We start from the raw sequence: 16,972 nt of genomic DNA on the forward strand, positions 1-16,972 counted from the left end.
AAACAACCTCGCTTAGAATTTTGAATCGAATCTGATTAAGGAATTCTATGAAACGAAGTCTTATCTTTCTTCTTTTACTTACATTTTTACAATGTAGCAAAGACCTTTCCCCATTTGGTGGTGAACCTGAAGTCACAACACTAAACCCTCGGTTAAAACCAGAATGGCCAAATCCCAACTGGAAAGTAGTTCCCCCGGAATCCGTTGGAGTTTCCACAAACAAACTAAAGTTAGCAGAAGAATATGCTTTCACAAGAACTGGGGATGAAACAGATAGAAAAGGAAGACGAACCGACGCTCTCGTTATTTTAAGAAACGGAAAACTAATTTATGAAAAATATGCGAGAAACTTTTCAGAAGATAAAGTTCATTTAACATGGTCTGTTTCTAAAAGTATTTTACAAACCATGTATGGGATTGCTGTCAAAGCGGGACTTGTGAAATTAGATGATCCTGGTTATTATCATTATGAACCACTAAGCCGTGACGAAGCTCATAAAAAAATTACCATCCGACACCTTCTCAATATGTCTTCAGGACTTGCCGCCGAAGAAGGATATGAAAGTGGTCCCTTAAAATCTTCCGTGATCGCGATGTTATATACAAGAGGACGTAAAGATATGGGTTCCTTTTGTGCAGGTCTTCCCCTTCGTGCAGAACCAGGAACTCAAGTGTATTATTCTAGTTGCGATACCAATATCCTTTCTGCCATTCTCAAAAAAGTATATGGAGTCGAAGAATACGACAAACTTCCCTTTGAAAAAATCTTCAAACCTCTAGGAATCACAAATGTAACTTTTGAAAGAGATGGATCGGGAACGTATATTGGTTCTTCCTATCTTTATATGACAGCCAAAGACTTAGCAAAAATCGGATATTTGTATTTAAATGACGGAGTTTGGAACGGCGAACGTTTGTTACCTGAAGGTTGGGTGCAGTTTACAAGAACTCCAGCCCCTGGGTATAAAACCACACCTTATTCGGAAGATTTGGCAGAGGACAATTACACTGCCCACTGGTATGCCAACACTGGTGTTCCCGAAAGAGGAATCCACGAACCTTGGCCGGATGCACCAAAAGATACCTTTGCTGGCCTTGGCCACTGGGGACAAATGTTGTATGTAATTCCAAGTCTTGATTTAATCATTGTTCGGTTTGGCGATGATCGCGAAAAAGCGTTTATCAAAAATGATTTTTTAAAATTAGTGAAAGAGTCTGTAATTCGGTAACCTTATGAAAAGAAAAATTTCTGTGATCCTTTCTTTGTTGTTTTTATTTATTTTGTTTTGGGCACAATGGAACTGGAAACATTTATCAAGTTTTCCATCCATCATCTCTAGTTTTTATTCGAAAGAATATTGTAGTTGTTACTTTGTGATGCAACTTTCGGAAGAACAGTGCCATGACTTTGCTCGCCAGTGGGTTCCCATTAGCGAATTCAAGTTGGATAAAGAAAACACATCCGTGACTGTAAAAGGACTGGGACGAACCAATACGGCAAAATATCTTTCTAAAGAATATGGTTGTACCCTTGTGACAGAATAAGGATACCCACTAACGATAATATCTGATTCCGGGAAAGATGAAGTTGATTCCAAAAATAAGACCTTTGGATTTCACTTCTTCTGGAACCGGGCCAAAGTTTTGGCCTCGGATGGAATCCAAACATGCTTGGTCTACCACCACTTGGCCTTGCGAAGAAACCAAACGAACATCAAGCACTTGGCCTTGTTCGCTTAACATAAATAAAACTTTTGTTTCCCCTTCTTTGATTCCTTCTCGTGCCACAATCCCTGCCACGTCTCGGTAAGCATAGTTTCCACCACCTGGTGGTGCAAAAGATTCCTCAATTCGTTTTAACATATTTTTAAAGTAATAATAACCTGCTAATTGTTTGGTGGGAATTGTGAGGGCTTTGGCCCCGTCCCATCGAAACAAAAAGTCTTGTTGGAACCTGTAGTTAAAAGGAATTTTTGTCATTTGTCCGGAACTTGCGGACTGGTTCGGACTTTCTTCAGCATTGGAATTGGTTTTTGGATCTGCCTTGAAAATTCCTACTTCAAATAGTTCTTCTTCTTTGGATTGTTCTGATTTGGGTTGGGCTTTGCTTGGAGTGGAAGCAGAACTTCCCATAATGAATTCACGAAATTGTGTGAGAGTATGAAACCCTTGTTTTTCGGTAAGACCACCGCCACCCGACGAATCTTTGTTAGAGAGTGCTTTGTATTCGTCTTTTTTGTCTGGGTTGATGAACTGTTGTTCAACAAGAACTTCGTAAATTTTTTCCTGTTCTTTCGGCCCTAACATTTCGGCAGCTTGTTCTTCTGCCAACATCTTCCAAAGCATATTCCTAGTGATGAGGTGCGCGAGTACAAAGGAAGCGATGAGGATGACAAAGGTGAAAGCGAAGAAAAGTCTACGTTCCCCTTCTTCCTTTTCAGGTAACCGGAAATCAAAAGAGAGTTGGGCCATTTTCGCGATTTTCCCCGATATTTCCAGTATACACAATTCCCAAATGTTCGTAAGCTTTTTTCGTAGCCACTCGGCCTTGTGGTGTGCGGTCAATGAGGCCAACTCGGACAAGAAACGGCTCGTATGTGTCTTCTAAAGTGCGTTCTTCTTCGCCGAGCACCACAGCGATAGGTTTGATTCCCACAGGCCCACCACCATAACGATGGATGAGGATGTCCAAAATTTGGCGATCCACGGCATCAAGGCCCAAATGGTCCACTCCCATCCTTTCAAAAGCAAACCGGCAGGTTTCTAAATTCACAGAACTTTCGTTACGAACTTCCGCAAAATCCCGAACTCGTTTTAAAAGGTGGTTGGCAATCCTTGGAGTTTTACGGCTTCGTTTTCCAATCTCCAAAGCGACTCCTTCGCCGAGGGATACTCCGAGAAGTTTGGCCGAACGATCCACGATGATCTGCATTTCCCCATCGGTATAAAAATCAAGTTTGAGATGGATTCCAAACCGGGACTTTAAAGGCTCACTCACAAGCCCAGAGCGAGTGGTGGCACCGACAAGGGTAAAGGGTTGGAGTTGGATCTGGAGGGCGTTGGCAGTGACACCTTCACCCACCACAAGATCCACAAAGAAGTTCTCCATCGCAGGATAGAGTAACTCTTCTTGTTTTTTGATAAAACCGTGGATTTCGTCGATAAAGAGGACTTCGTTGGTTTTGAGTAAAGTTAAGAACCGAACAAGATCTGCACCTTTGGAGATGGCAGGAGCCGATGTGGGAGTAAAAGCAACTGCCAGTTCATTGGCAATGATATTGGCAAGTGTGGTTTTGCCAAGGCCCGGAGGGCCGGAAATCAGAACATGGTCGAGGGGGCTCTTTCGTTTGCGAGCCGCCTCCACGTATACCGAGAGATTGGCCAAAACCTCTTTTTGTCCGATAAATTCGGATAATTTTGTGGGGCGAAGGCTAGGTTCATCTTCGCCCGGTTGGATCCAATCTTCTCTTAAACTCACCTCAATTTGGTTTCTGCTCCGGAGTGATGGAAGTCAAGATTTCATTTTTATTTCGAATGATTTTTATCTCAATTCGTTTCCCAATTTTGGAAGATCGCACAAAACCGATGAGTTCTTCCGGTGTTTGGATTTGTTTTCCGCCCATTTCCACAATCACGTCAAATAATTTTAATCCGGCTTTGTCAGCAGGAGATCCTTTCATGATCTGGCGAACAATGGCACCTTTTGTGTCTTTGAGTTTGAGTTGTTCCACATCTTCTTCATTGATTGCGTCAAGACCAACACCAATCCAAGGACGAGTGACTTTCCCATTGGTTTTGATTTCTTCGGCAACTCGGCGTGCTTCATTGATCGGAATGGTAAATCCAATCCCTACAGATCCACCAGATTGAGAAGCAATCATACGATTGATCCCGATCACTTCCCCACGGATGTTAAGAAGTGGGCCTCCACTATTTCCTTGGTTGATGGCAGCATCCGTTTGGATGTATGATAATCCAGAAGAATCGATTCCCCCGCGTTGGACAGCAGACACAACACCGACAGTAAAGGAATGTTCAAATCCAAGGGGAGCACCAATCGCGATGGCCCAGTTTCCTACTTTGACTTTACCGGAATCGGCAAGGACAATCGGACGAAGTGTACCTTTTGGAGCATCTATCTTGAGTAAGGCGATGTCCATGGTTTCGTCAGAACCAATGAGTTTTGCTTCAAAGGTTTTTTGATTTTTAAACTTCACCGTGAGTTTGTCCATGTCTTTGATCACATGGTGGTTGGTCATTATATAACCTTCTTCGTTAAGGACAATCCCAGAACCAAGACCCGTTTGTTTTTGTTTCATCACACGACCGGATCCACCACCTGGACGTCCAAAAAAATGGTCAAAATACGGATCACCTGAAAAAGGATGTTGTTGGACATTCACTGTCCTTTCTGTGGCAATCGATACCACACTTGGTGATACTTTATCAAATACTTCTTGGAAGGCATCTTCCAAAGCCACAGCTTGTGTTTGGGCTGGGGACAATTTATCAGTCCCATCTGCTTTTAATTGCAGAGGATTTTCGGATGAATTTCCGCAAGTGAGGATGGGTGACAAAAATGTTCCCAACAGTAAAAAACTAAAAGCGATCGCAAGGTAACGTAATGGATTCGTTTTTTTATTAATCATAGACAATAAACACTCTCTCCTACTATATAAGACCCCCAGAGTTCCAGGAAAGTTCTCATTTCTTGGGATCGTTTTTTTACAAAAAAACTTGAACATTTTGTTTCAAACCAAACTAGTCTTAGTATGGCAAAACGTGTTTTGATCCCCCTCTGTCCTGGCTTTGAAGAAATGGAAGCCATCATCCTCATCGATGTTTTGAGAAGAGGAAATGTGGAAGTGGTCTCTCTCGGAAAATCAAAAGATCCCATCGTTGCTGCAAGAAAAACTCTGCACTTAGCTGATAAAACTTTTTCAGAAATTGTCCCAAGTGAATTTGATGCCATCCTTCTTCCGGGTGGGCTCGAAGGAACCAAACAACTGATGAATGAACCTGAAATTAGTAAAATTTTAAAATCATTCCAAACAGAAACAAAAATGATCGGTGCCATTTGTGCGGCTCCGAATGTCCTTCGTAACTTAGATATCATCTCCGGAGATGATCCTTATACAGCCTTTCCTTCCTCAAATGATTTGGCCAAAGGAAAAGGTGGAAAATATACAGGAGAAAGGATTGTCTCACATAACCATATCCATACGAGCATTGGCCCTGGTTCTGCCTTTGAATTTGCTTTGTATATTTTAGAAAAATTGGAAGGAAAGGATGTGATGGAAACGGTTAAGGTTAGTTTACAACTTCCGTCATAACATTAACTAAAAAGTTTTACAAAAAAAGAACACAAAACTTTGATTATTCGGTTGATTCCCTTTCTTCCACAAGGGAAAGGACGGCATTTTCCTCGGTATCAAATACTTCCAAATGGCTTTCCATTCCTGTGAGTTTGAATACCTTAGCCACCGATCCATGTACACTACAGACCTTCAAATTTCCATGGTATTTTTTTAGTTTGTACATGGCGGTCACAAGTGTTCCAATTCCAGAACTATCCATAAAAGGAACTTTTTCCAAGTTCACCACAATTTCGTATTGGTTTTTACGCATTTTATCATCCAGAATGTCTTTCAATTCTTTTGCATTGTACAAATCAACCTCACCCTCAATGGTGATAATGGCAACTTGGTTGGATGACTTCTCGTGGATGATCATTTGTAATGAGTTTGCATTTCAAAGGAGAATGAAAAGTCAAAAATTACATTCGAAAGACACCAAATGGTTTTCTTTCTTCTTTCCTTCGGCTAAGAACAGACAACGCTCTTCCTAAAACTTTCCGAGTCTCCGCTGGATCAATGATCCCATCATCCCAAAGGCGAGCCGAACTGTAGACAGCGGAAGACTTCTTTTCATAGTCTTCTAAAATTGGTTTTTTAAAAGTAACTTCTTCGTCCGCTTGGATGGATTCTCCTGCTGCTTCCTTCTGGTCTTTTTTGACTGTCCAAAGGACATTGGCCGCTTGTTCTCCTCCCATCACAGAAATCCGAGCATTGGGCCACATCCATAAAAATTCCGGAGCAAAGGCACGACCACACATTCCATAGTTTCCGGCACCGTAAGATCCACCAGTAACGATAGTTAGCTTAGGAACAGTTGTAGTAGAAACTGCATTCACCATCTTGGCACCATCCCGAGCAATCCCATTGTTTTCGTATTTTTTTCCTACCATAAACCCAGTGATGTTTTGGAGGAACAAAAGAGGGATTCTCCTTTGGTCACAAAGCTCAATAAAATGAGAAGCTTTGAGGGCCGACTCAGAAAACAAAACTCCATGATTGGCAATGATGCCTACAGGATACCCGTACACTTCGGCAAACCCAGTGACAATGGTTGTGGCATAAAGTTTTTTAAACTCATGAAACCTCGATCCATCCACAATCCTTGCAATGATTTCTCTTGGATCATAAGATTTACGGGAATCACGTTCAATGATTCCATAAATCTCTTCTGTGGGATACAAAGGTTCTTCGGTTTCTTTAGGAGCTGTTTCTAATTTAATATTTAAATTTTTAACAATCGAACGAGTGATCTCCAAAGCATGAAAATCATCTTCTGCATAGTGGTCTGTCACTCCAGACACACGGCAATGAACATCGGCGCCACCTAACTCTTCCCCAGTGACAACTTCACCGGTTGCTGCTTTGACAAGTGGTGGCCCACCAAGAAAAATAGTTCCATTTCCTTTCACGATGACAGATTCATCAGACATAGCAGGAATGTATGCACCACCTGCCGTACAAGACCCCATAACCACTGCTATTTGAGAAATTCCCTTGGCACTCATTCGTGCTTGGTTGAAAAAAATACGTCCGAAGTGGTCTTTATCAGGGAACACTTCATCCTGCATGGGTAAAAATGCCCCACCAGAATCCACTAGATAAATACAAGGAAGAGAATTGTTTTCGGCAATCTCCTGTGCGCGAACATGTTTTTTGACTGTGAGAGGATAATAGGTTCCCCCTTTGACTGTGGCATCATTGGCAACAATCATACAATCCACACCTTCCACCTTTCCAATCCCGGTAATGATACCAGCAGAAGGAACGGGATCAGGATACACACCTTCTCCTGCCAAACCACAAATCTCCATAAACTCGGTTCCAACATCAATGAGTTCGGCAATGCGTTCTCTTGCAGTCAACTTCCCTCTTGATTTATGTTTCTCAAGGGCCTTCTTTCCACCACCTAACTTTACATTTTCGATAACTTTGCGGATAGGTACGATGGTCTCTAAGTATGCCGTTCGATTGGCAACAAATTCGGAAGAACTGGGGTTCGCCTTGGAGATGATTCTTTCCATATTAATCCTTATTTTGTTTGTTAAAATGAAAGGTTTTTGTTTTTTTATGCGAGAAGGAATCTACAAAGTAGTGGAGTTTTTCAAAAACCACTTCTGGACATTCTTCCATAGGAAGGTGTTTGGAAGGAAGAAAAACAAGACTACTCGTCCGAAGTGTTTCTTTCATATACTCGGTTTGGTTTGGAGAAATACGAAAATCTTCTTCACCGATATAAATTTGACGAAGACCCACAAAGTTTTTAGCACCTTCTTCAATTTCACGAAGGGCATGAGTGGAACGATCCACATTCCGAACAAACTCCAATGTGTTTTTTCGGGCCTTACCTTCAAATAACAAATGATACATGGTCTTTTCCCATTCATAGGTTAAGTGGTGTGTTTTTTTCACAAGGAAAAGTTTATAAAACAAACGAAGGAGGGGTGGACGAAACAAAAAGGAAAACACTTCCCCAATCAAAGGCAAACGAAGGAAATGTAAGGGATAATAAAATCGAAATTTTGGTAACTTCATAAATCCACCCAGTATGGATAAGGATTTATATTGGTTTGCGTGTTCTTTAAAAGTGAAACAAAGGATAGGAAGGGCATAGTCAAAAGCCACAACATGAACCTTTTTATCTCCGACTACCTTTTCTAAAAAAGGAGCCAGGTAATGAGCTTGGAGTCTGTGAGATAGAGGGCCATCCGGTCTTGTGCTAAATCCAGTTCCCAAAAAATCAAGGGCAATCACTCGGTAATGAGTGGATAACAAATTCACCAATTTACGGTAGTTATATGATGTAGTTAAAAAACCAGGAAGTAGTAAAATAATTTCATCACCCTTCCCTTCATCCAAATAGAAAAAACGTAAGTCATCAATTTCTACTGTTTTTCCGGAATTGATATGTTCTAACAAACTGGGTGTCATGTTCACTCCGCAAAACTTCCGTATAACTTTCTTAAATATTCATCTTCAAATTCAAAAAGATTCATTCCGCGACGAGCCATGATTTTTTTGGTATCAAAAAGAAATTCTTCTAATCGGTAACGTCCACCCGGCCTTATCCAAGTGAAGGCAGGCACATAACCTTGGATTCTGGATTCCACAATGTTACTTGCTATATCAAATACTGTACCTGTATTCGACATCACACCAATCGCCAGTTTTGTAAAAGGTCCAATCAGAGATCCAAACTTAATGGTTCCTGTGTTCACAACCGAATCACCGATCTTTAGTTTAACGATCCCATAATTGTTTTTTAAGTCACTCGTTGTGGATAGTGCGCCTAAGTTTACCCATGTGGATACAAAACTATGACCGAGAAAACCTTCATGGTGTTTGTTGGTATAATCTAGAATGATTGAATTTTCGACTTCTCCACCAATCCGGCACTGGTTTCCAATGAGAGAACCCCCAGTGATCCGAGCATTGTCGATTTGAGTATTTTTCCCCACAAAAAGTGGGCCTTCTAAAAAACTAAAGGAAGAAATTTTGGCTCCATCTTCGATAAGGATTGGTCCATGCGTTGTATCAAAAACAACACCGGGATACACAGTCGCTTGCGGATGGATGTAAAGATGTTTTTCTTTTCCAACAATATGAAAACCCGATTGTTTTGCTTTGAACTTTTGACGAAACCGTTTCCAATCTTTTTCTAAAGTCAGTGTGTCTTCAATGATCGATGTGACTGTTCCGAGTAACTCCCAAGGCAGATAAGAATCAGAACTATAAATCGAATCATAAGAATCTAAATTGGCAGGCAAAACATGTGGGTATCTATGAAAGATTAGTTTTTCAAATTCGAGATTGGGGCCTTTATAAAAAATTTTTGCCCCTGGATACTTACGTTCTAATTTTTCGAGTAGAGTGATACCACCTAGGTTCCATTCAAAAAAAGAATGAAACCTGGACAGAGGTTCAAGAGACGGATTTCTTTTGGAATCGTCAAGTAGAAGGTTCACTGTTTACTCCACAGTTACAGATTTCGCTAAGTTTCTCGGTTGGTCCACATTACATCCCCTAAGGATTGCTATGTGGTAGGACAAAAGTTGCAAAGGAATGACGGCAAGTAATGGAACGAGTGCATCCGCAGTTTTTGGAATTTCAAAGGTATAATCTGCCATAGATTTAATGTCTGTATCCCCTTCTGTGACAATGGCGATGACCTTACCTTTCCTAGCTTTGACTTCCTGGATATTAGAAATTACTTTTTCATAAGAACCATCTTTTGTAGCGATGAAGACAACAGGCATATCTTCATCAATGAGAGCGATCGGTCCGTGTTTCATTTCTGCTGCCGGATATCCTTCTGCATGGATATAAGAAATTTCTTTTAACTTCAGTGCTCCTTCGAGGGCTACAGGGAAGTTAAACCCACGTCCCAAATAAAGGAAGTTAGATGCACGGTAATAGTTTTCAGCAATTTTTAAGATCTCTTCATCTTTTGTTAGAATTTTCGCTACCTTATCTGGGATGGAATCCAACTCGAGAAGGAGAGTTTGGTAATCAGACAAGGAGATAGATCCTTTTTTCAGCCCTAAATAGAGAGCCATCATTGTCAGAATGCTTACTTGAGAAGTAAATGCTTTTGTCGATGCCACACCAATCTCAGGGCCCGCATGAAGGTAAGCACCCGCATGAGAAGCACGGGCAATGGAAGAACCCACCACATTACAAACTCCAAAGATGAGTGCACCTTTCGACTTAGCAAGTTCAATGGCAGCAAGTGTATCCGCAGTTTCGCCTGATTGAGAGACAGCAATGATGACATCTCTTTCTGTCACGATGGGATTACGATAACGGAACTCAGATGCATATTCTACTTCTGTAGGAATCCGAGCCAGGTCTTCAAATAAATACTCACCGATAAGCCCGGCATGCCAAGAAGTTCCACAACCCACAAGGATCAAACGATCCGCATTTAAAAAACGGTTTAAGTATTGGTCTATCCCACTAAGAAACAAATGGTGTTCCCGAGAAACAAGACGTCCTCGCATGGCATCACGCACAGACTTAGGTTGTTCAAAAATTTCTTTCAACATAAAGTGTGGGTATCCACCCTTTTCTATGTCTTCTAGGTCCAATTCTAATTTTTGAATGAATGGAGTTTTGGTGACGTTTTCTAAATTTTTAACAACTAAATCTCCATCTTTAATGATGGCCATTTCTTGGTCATTGAGATAGGTTACATTGTTCGTATATTCAATGATAGGTGTGGCATCAGAGGCAACAAAGTATTCGCCTTCACCAATTCCAATCACAAGGGGGGAACCTTTTCTTGCAGCAATCATCATCCTTTCATTTTCTTTCGACAAGATAACAATGGCATAAGCTCCCACCACTTCATTCAAAGCCAAACGAACTGCTTCTTCAATCGAACAATTGTTTTGTTTTTTGATTTCTTCAATTAAATGGATGAGAACTTCAGAATCTGTATCTGATTTAAAACTATGTCCGTTCCCCTCTAATTCTTTTTTGATGGATGCATAGTTTTCAATGATCCCGTTATGAATGATTGCCAATTTTCCATCAGAACTTGTATGTGGGTGGGCGTTACGATCATTGGGTTCTCCATGAGTGGCCCAACGAGTGTGACCGATTCCAAGCGTAGCCACTAGTTTGCGATTACCAATTTCATTTTCTAAATCGGCAACTTTCCCTTTCTTTTTAACAATATCAAGTCCACCGTTTAACAACGCAACACCGGCGCTATCGTATCCACGGTATTCAAGACGTTTTAAACCTTTAATGATGAGAGGGAGCGCCTCTCTTTTTCCTAAATAACCTACGATTCCACACATTGTTTTACCCTCTTTAAGGTAGTTTCCAAATCAGATTTGGATTTAGTTTCAGTAATGACACGAAAGATTGGCTCTGTATTGGAAGGGCGTATGTGGATCCAAGAATCTGATACATACATCCAAAGTCCGTCTTTCTCGGAAATGACTTTCGGAGAAAACTCAGACTTAAATTTTTCATAAAGACTTTCTAAAGACATTCCCGTTGCCAAAGGGAAAGATTGTTTGTCCATATAAAGGGAAGGTAATTCGTCAAGAAGGGCATCAGCGGATTTACCAGTTTCTGCCATCAGGTTTAAGATATGGGCAATGCCGGACAAAGTGTCCCTTCCAAATGATGGGATGGTTGGATCAATCACTCCCCCATTCCCCTCTCCACCAAACACCGCTTTGGTTTTTAGCATTTCTTCTACGACGTTCGCTTCACCCACTTTACTACGAATGACTTCAGCACCAAATCGTGATCCCACTTCTTCGTTTAAAAAGGAAGTTGATAAGTTGACAACAACCTTTGCTTTTTTCTTAGCCGTAGATAAAACATTCATAAGTGCCAAAGGCAAAGTGTATTCTTCCGATACAGCTCCTCGTTTAGGAGAAAACAAAACAAGTCTATCGGCATCAGGATCCAAAGCAAAACCAATGTCTGCTTTTGATTTTTTGAAATATGGTTCCACTGATTTTAAAGCAGCGGCCGTAGGTTCCGGAGGTCTTGGAAACGTTCCATCGGGATTGCAGTTATGAGCCACAACTTTACAACCTAACATTTGTAAAAATTTTGGAACTACATAGGAACCGGCACCACCGACGGCATCTACAAATACGGTAAACTTTTTCTTTTTGATTTTTGCAACGTTTACACGTTTCAAAACAGAAGACAAATGAAGATCAATATAATCCTCACCAGAATCAATATAACCTTTCGGAGAAATTTGTTCTTTGGGATAAGATCCGTTTTGAATGATGGAAAGAAGTTTTTTATTTTCCTCTGCCGAGAAGAAAAAACCTTTTTTAGAAATGAATTTAAATGCGTTCCAATCCATGGGATTGTGAGAGGCGGAGATCATGATTCCACCATTGGCTTTGGAAAGATTCACAACAGCTTTGGTTGTTGGGGTAGGAACAAGTCCTAAGGTTAAAACAGAATTTCCGGAAGCTAACAAAGCTGAGGTGAGAAGTGATTCCATATAAGGGCCACTGGGTCTTGAGTCCCGCCCAATCACTGCTGACCCACCATTCATCATAGAAGCAAAGGATTTTGAAAATGCCAATGCTTCATCCAGGCCAAACCCCTGTCCTATTTTTCCCCGAACACCGGAGATAGAAATCATTAGGGAGGACAGATCATACTCTTTAGTAAATCGCATACAATACTATCAAAGCTGGTGGATTCACACTGCAAGTCTATCTTTTTGCTTTTTGGAATGTGTCAGAGGAGTGGAATAAACGTGAAGATAAAAAGAAAAACGGTTTGGGCGATGACAGGATTGAACTGCCGACCCGCTGCTTGTAAGGCAGCTGCTCTCCCAGCTGAGCTAATCGCCCGTTAATATGACCAGTGAACCTGAGTGAAGTTTTTTGTAAATCAGATTTAGAAATAAAAAAGGCCACCATTGGTGGCCTCATTCCTTCTAGCTAAAAGCAAATGTTAGGCGGCTTTTGTCTCGATGGAGTTGATTCGAAGTGCCATACGTGATTTTTTACGATCCGCATTTTTCTTATGAATTAATTTCGTTTTTGCTGCTCTGTCCAACTTGGAAGCAAGTTTAGAGAATACGGCAAGTGCTTCTGTTTTCTCTCCAGCTTTGATTGCTTTGAGAAGGAGGCGAGCGTAAGTACGTAGTTCAGTGCGATCTTCACCATTTCGCTCTTTTCTACGAGCGGTTCTACGAATGTCTTTTTTAGATGATTTTAAATTAGCCAAGGAATGTCCCCTACGAGGAATTTTTACTTATCTTTTGAGTACCACTCTGCCGGTCAAGGCGAAAGAGAAAAAAATGGAACCAAAGTGGGCCTTCCCAACCTCCTCCCATAGGAGAAAACCATGTTCCCCATTCTGCTCTGGATCGATTCCGAACTCTATGAGATCCTAAAACAAAAACACTTGGATTTGGCCCTTGTCGTAAAAATGGCTATTTTATCCCTGAAAATAGAGGGAATGGAGCCGGGAACCTTTGAGAAACGCGAATCAGGCCATTACGAACGTATGGAACTCAGTCGATACGATTTTTTTACCTTAACTTTGATTTCTCGGGAGAAGGAAGTTGACCCGAACGTATTACTCTCGTATGCTTTCACAGAAGCTTTGTTGGAAATTTTACGACTGTGACTCCTGAAAAATCAAAATACCATTACATAAAAATTGATTCCATTTCAGAAATTGATCCTATTAAGTTATCAATTTCCCAAATCCAACAAAGGTATATCGACAAAGATAACAACCGTTACGCGCTTCGATTTAATAAAGAAACACGTAGAATTGAGATTTTAAAACTCATTGGAAATCATTTTGAAGTGGTTCCGCAGTCTCCACCTTCACACTCTGTGGATATACCTAAACCTTCTGCAAATCCTCAGCCAAATCCGACCACTCCTCCCCCTTTAACTCAAATCTCTGAAGGTTTAAAATCAAATCCCATATTAGGGAAGTTAGTGGGAGCCCAACCACAGGCACAATCAAATCCGATAGAAAAACCTATAGAAACTCAAAAAGAAAAGCTTGGTTCCGTTCCAACAAACCCAGAAGAAAACCTGATGCAGGAAGATGTGGATTTGGATATCTTTGATGGAGAAACACCACCACCCCTTCCCACAACGGAGCCGTTTTCTCATGATGGCCTTCTGAACACCCCGGATTTACCAAAAGGGGAAGAAACAGAAGGACCCACAAATACAGAACCTAACCTACAAGTGGAAGATGACGGCGACAAAACGGCTTTTCAAAGTATAGAAGACTTTATCAAATTATTATCCACTTATAGGGAACGAGTCACAGCCATCATTCGCAACTTACAATCATCAAGAATTTTTGAACTCACCGGTGACCCTTCCGAAAACAAAAATATTGTTGGGAACTTTGCTCGTGAAATGGAATCACAAGTATTTGAAGCCCTTGATAAAATGATCGATCTTCACAAGGAAATGACATCTTATCCTCGTCCTATTACGTATTATATCTCAAAAGCACCCGCAGAAAAAAGGGAAGAAATGAAATTTATTGAATCGGATAAAGAAAAATTAAACAGACTCCATCTGTTTGAAATGCAAAGACATTCCGATACTATAGTTAAAGATTTCAAAAAACTTAGTTTGCAATTGTTGAATATTTTAAACCTAAAGAATGAAATTCAGGTCAAACAATTACAATATGCAAATCAGTTGATGTATGTTGATGCAAAAAATGCATCCCTATATTTTGCACAAGATTTGGATAAAACCATACTTGATATTGAGAACTGGAAACAATCGAAATGAAAGAACTGTCGGAAGCAGAAACAAAAGCAATATTAGAAAAAATCAGATCAGAATACAAAGAACACGGAAAACTAAATCCTAAGGCATTTGACCAAACAGGATTCGAACAAAGATATTTACAAGTACTCAAACTCCGTGGCAATATCACAAAGTTTCTCACAGAAGAAGTGACTTTCCTCGAACAATTAAAATCCAAATTCCAAGAACTTGCGGCCAAAAAAGAAGCTGCCAAAGCACAAACTTTAAATCGGATCATGGATGAATCCATTGAGAAGTTAGCTAATTATAAGAAGGTGGATTTCCATCCACTTGCAAAAGTTGAAACACGATACTTTTACGGCGCAATGTTAGACTTTACAGAAATAGAACTTCCGGTTCTAATTTATATCTTCAAAGGAACTCCAGAATATTCTTTTTTACAAGATGCTGTTTTACAAGTGGAACGAATTGGAATGACAAGACGTGGACTTCCTTCTATGAAAATGCAAGAGTTCATCAAAACATTACTTGATGCGAATGGAAACAATATCGTCATCGAAAAAGCTTCCCAAAATCTTTTGAAAGATGGATGTATTGCCCTTAAAAATATCACAGTTTCCGTTTTAGATTTGGTCAGTAAAAACAGAATCAATCCAGATATGATTGTGCAGGTAAACGATAAGGATTATCCCAACGCTTTTAATGCCTTTAATGGCAAAAAATTCGGTGAAAGTCTGACTTTGATTACTGAACGTTGCAAACAAATCATACAAGATTTTCGAATGAATGCGTTGATGAATATGGAAGGATAATTCTAATGTGCCATCATGAACCCAATTCTACTCGGTGTCGCTGACACCATCGAATCTGAATTTGATTCGGAAGTTTATAAAAATCTCTCTCCTCTAGAAAAATACCATTCCATACTTTTCCGTTCCGTAGACAAACTCTTTGGTTTTTTGGGAACGGATCGTTCCAAAATTGCACCATACTTAACTGATTTTGTTTCTATCGAAGCCCAGTCCCTAGGCCGAGAAGGTTATGGATTTACGGTCAAAGATTCCAATGATTTAGGTTTTGGTGGTCTTGCTTGCCACACTGTGGATTTGGGTGGGGCAAGTGTTGGTGGGGCCATTGCAGAAGCGCATACCATAGTCAAAGCCAATCCTTATGCAGTCGTACTTGTTGCGGCCGCTGATGTTCCGAAATCAGTATTCAAACAAGTATCCGACTTAAAAAGACTCACTGCCACGGTTTGCCACAAAGATTGGGAAATGCCTTATGGGGCAACTCTCATTGGCCTCTATTCTTTGTTATGTGAACGGATGATGTTTGATACTGGAGTGACCAACGAAGATTTAGAAGAAATCACAAAACATTTTCGAAAGTTGGCTGAAGATAACCCACGTGCTTTCCAATACCAAAAACCTATCAATGAAAAACAATTAAAGAAACCACTTTCTGGTGTGTATAGCACACCGATGATAGCGATTGTTACCGATCATGGATTTGCAACTCTTATCACTTCCGAATTCATGAAACAAAAGTTAATCGATAACAAAGTCATAAAAAAAGAATCTGGGCATGTTTATTTAGTAGGTTCAGGACAAAGTGCCCATGCGGAATACTTCATTCAAAAGAAAGACTTAAAAAGTCCTGCTGCTCTTGCTTGCGAAAGAGCCGTGGCCTCTTCTGGCCTCAAACGATCCGATATAGAATATGCATGGATTTATGATTGTTTTACGGGAATGATCATCCATGAAGCAGGATTGTATTTTGGAGTTCCTCCAAAAGATACAGCCACATCGTTACGCAAAGGTAAAATCTCCAATGGAACGAAAGAGATTCCTATCAATTTAGGTGGGGGAATATTGAATTACCAAGCCGCCATGGCTCTTTCTGGTGCCACAGGCCTTGTGGACATTGTTAGCCAATATGGTCTTGCGGTAGACCCCATTCCAGAAAGATTGAATGCACCACCTAATGTCAGTTTACTGGGAGGAAACGGTGGAATCGATAGTATCAACACTGTAGTTCTTTTTGCCAAAGACAAACCAGAATCTCTGACCAGAGAACCTATGAACTTAAATCCACTAGAAGTCAATGTTCCAAGGCCTAAAGAGGGAGAACAGGCCACCATCCTTACGGCAAGCACCATCTATTTCAATCCAGGTGGAGAAAAAAAACCTCCCTACCTGATTGTCTGTTCTAGAAAAGAAAATGGAGAAATGGTTCTCACGAATCTTTATAGGAAGGATGGATCAGAGATTGTATCAAAAGAAGGGTTGGATCTTGGAAAATCAAAAATAGAGTTCCAAGAGAGGGATGGGAAAATCCAAGGGATTCTTTTGGACTAATCCTGATGCG

General features: G+C 40.6%; 17 protein-coding genes and 1 tRNA gene. 7 read left to right on the forward strand and 11 right to left on the reverse strand.

What is annotated here, in order from left to right:
• Window positions 1-47: 47 nt before the first annotated feature.
• Both EHQ16_RS03710 and EHQ16_RS03715 read left to right on the forward strand, forming a co-directional pair.
• A complete protein-coding gene (locus tag EHQ16_RS03710; RefSeq protein WP_135636237.1) occupies window positions 48-1,229 on the forward strand; it encodes a serine hydrolase domain-containing protein in 1,182 nt (393 codons plus the stop codon).
• 4 nt (window positions 1,230-1,233) lie between these two features.
• Entirely contained in the window at window positions 1,234-1,545 is a 312-nt protein-coding gene (locus EHQ16_RS03715) for a hypothetical protein (protein WP_135636235.1), read from the forward strand.
• Window positions 1,546-1,554: 9 nt separating this feature from the next.
• Here EHQ16_RS03715 and EHQ16_RS03720 read toward each other — a convergent pair whose 3' ends face one another.
• The 3 genes from EHQ16_RS03720 to EHQ16_RS03730 are packed head-to-tail and all read right to left on the reverse strand — an operon-like array spanning window position 1,555 to window position 4,649.
• Window positions 1,555-2,472 carry a TonB family protein gene (locus EHQ16_RS03720; protein WP_135602168.1) on the reverse strand — a complete coding sequence of 306 codons (918 nt, stop codon included), beginning with the start codon at window positions 2,470-2,472 and terminating at the stop codon, window positions 1,555-1,557.
• Complete coding sequence (ruvB, locus tag EHQ16_RS03725; RefSeq protein ID WP_135636233.1) at window positions 2,453-3,478, reverse strand: Holliday junction branch migration DNA helicase RuvB; 1,026 nt, start codon at window positions 3,476-3,478, stop codon at window positions 2,453-2,455. The genes EHQ16_RS03720 and ruvB overlap by 20 nt, the downstream gene beginning before the upstream one ends.
• 1 nt (window position 3,479) lies before the next feature.
• Window positions 3,480-4,649, reverse strand: a complete 1,170-nt coding sequence (locus EHQ16_RS03730; RefSeq protein WP_208742224.1) for a trypsin-like peptidase domain-containing protein — start codon at window positions 4,647-4,649, stop codon at window positions 3,480-3,482.
• A 123-nt stretch (window positions 4,650-4,772) separates the two neighbouring features.
• On the opposite strand from EHQ16_RS03730, the gene EHQ16_RS03735 reads away from it, so the two are divergent.
• Entirely contained in the window at window positions 4,773-5,333 is a 561-nt protein-coding gene (locus tag EHQ16_RS03735; RefSeq protein ID WP_135636230.1) for a DJ-1 family glyoxalase III, read from the forward strand.
• 43 nt (window positions 5,334-5,376) lie between these two features.
• Here the strand turns inward: EHQ16_RS03735 and EHQ16_RS03740 are convergent, their stop codons facing one another.
• From EHQ16_RS03740 to rpsT, 8 genes are all read right to left on the reverse strand, one after another.
• The gene (locus tag EHQ16_RS03740; RefSeq protein ID WP_135636228.1) at window positions 5,377-5,733 is read right to left on the reverse strand and encodes an STAS domain-containing protein; all 357 of its coding nucleotides are present in this window, start codon (window positions 5,731-5,733) and stop codon (window positions 5,377-5,379) included.
• A gap of 43 nt (window positions 5,734-5,776) precedes the next feature.
• Entirely contained in the window at window positions 5,777-7,378 is a 1,602-nt protein-coding gene (locus EHQ16_RS03745; protein WP_135636226.1) for a carboxyl transferase domain-containing protein, read from the reverse strand.
• Between the two features lies 1 nt (window position 7,379).
• Window positions 7,380-8,285 (reverse strand): alpha/beta fold hydrolase, encoded by a 906-nt coding sequence (locus tag EHQ16_RS03750; RefSeq protein ID WP_135636224.1) that lies wholly within the window; start codon window positions 8,283-8,285, stop codon window positions 7,380-7,382.
• Window positions 8,286-8,287: 2 nt separating this feature from the next.
• Window positions 8,288-9,319 (reverse strand): GlmU family protein, encoded by a 1,032-nt coding sequence (locus EHQ16_RS03755; protein WP_135636221.1) that lies wholly within the window; start codon window positions 9,317-9,319, stop codon window positions 8,288-8,290.
• Between the two features lie 3 nt (window positions 9,320-9,322).
• On the reverse strand, window positions 9,323-11,158 hold the full coding sequence (gene glmS, locus EHQ16_RS03760) for a glutamine--fructose-6-phosphate transaminase (isomerizing) (protein WP_135636219.1): 1,836 nt from the start codon (window positions 11,156-11,158) through the stop codon (window positions 9,323-9,325).
• On the reverse strand, window positions 11,143-12,519 hold the full coding sequence (gene glmM, locus EHQ16_RS03765) for a phosphoglucosamine mutase (protein ID WP_167482628.1): 1,377 nt from the start codon (window positions 12,517-12,519) through the stop codon (window positions 11,143-11,145). The genes glmS and glmM overlap by 16 nt, the downstream gene beginning before the upstream one ends.
• Before the next feature lie 105 nt (window positions 12,520-12,624).
• Window positions 12,625-12,697, reverse strand: a tRNA-Val gene (locus EHQ16_RS03770).
• Between the two features lie 103 nt (window positions 12,698-12,800).
• Window positions 12,801-13,076 (reverse strand): 30S ribosomal protein S20, encoded by a 276-nt coding sequence (rpsT, locus tag EHQ16_RS03775; RefSeq protein ID WP_135636217.1) that lies wholly within the window; start codon window positions 13,074-13,076, stop codon window positions 12,801-12,803.
• Window positions 13,077-13,196: 120 nt separating this feature from the next.
• Here rpsT and EHQ16_RS03780 point away from each other — a divergent pair, with 120 nt between their 5' ends.
• The 4 genes from EHQ16_RS03780 to EHQ16_RS03795 are packed head-to-tail and all read left to right on the forward strand — an operon-like array spanning window position 13,197 to window position 16,962.
• On the forward strand, window positions 13,197-13,481 hold the full coding sequence (locus tag EHQ16_RS03780) for a hypothetical protein (RefSeq protein ID WP_135636215.1): 285 nt from the start codon (window positions 13,197-13,199) through the stop codon (window positions 13,479-13,481).
• A complete protein-coding gene (locus EHQ16_RS03785; RefSeq protein ID WP_135636213.1) occupies window positions 13,478-14,626 on the forward strand; it encodes an LIC_10450 family protein in 1,149 nt (382 codons plus the stop codon). Before EHQ16_RS03780 ends, EHQ16_RS03785 begins: the two co-directional genes overlap by 4 nt.
• Window positions 14,623-15,417, forward strand: coding sequence for a hypothetical protein (locus EHQ16_RS03790; RefSeq protein WP_135636211.1), 795 nt, complete (start codon window positions 14,623-14,625; stop codon window positions 15,415-15,417). The genes EHQ16_RS03785 and EHQ16_RS03790 overlap by 4 nt, the downstream gene beginning before the upstream one ends.
• Window positions 15,418-15,432: 15 nt before the next feature.
• The gene (locus tag EHQ16_RS03795) at window positions 15,433-16,962 is read left to right on the forward strand and encodes a thiolase C-terminal domain-containing protein (protein ID WP_135636209.1); all 1,530 of its coding nucleotides are present in this window, start codon (window positions 15,433-15,435) and stop codon (window positions 16,960-16,962) included.
• Window positions 16,963-16,972 lie beyond the last annotated feature (10 nt).

The sequence above is a fragment of the Leptospira kanakyensis genome (assembly GCF_004769235.1).
GTDB classification, from domain to species: Bacteria; Spirochaetota; Leptospiria; order Leptospirales; family Leptospiraceae; genus Leptospira_A; species Leptospira_A kanakyensis.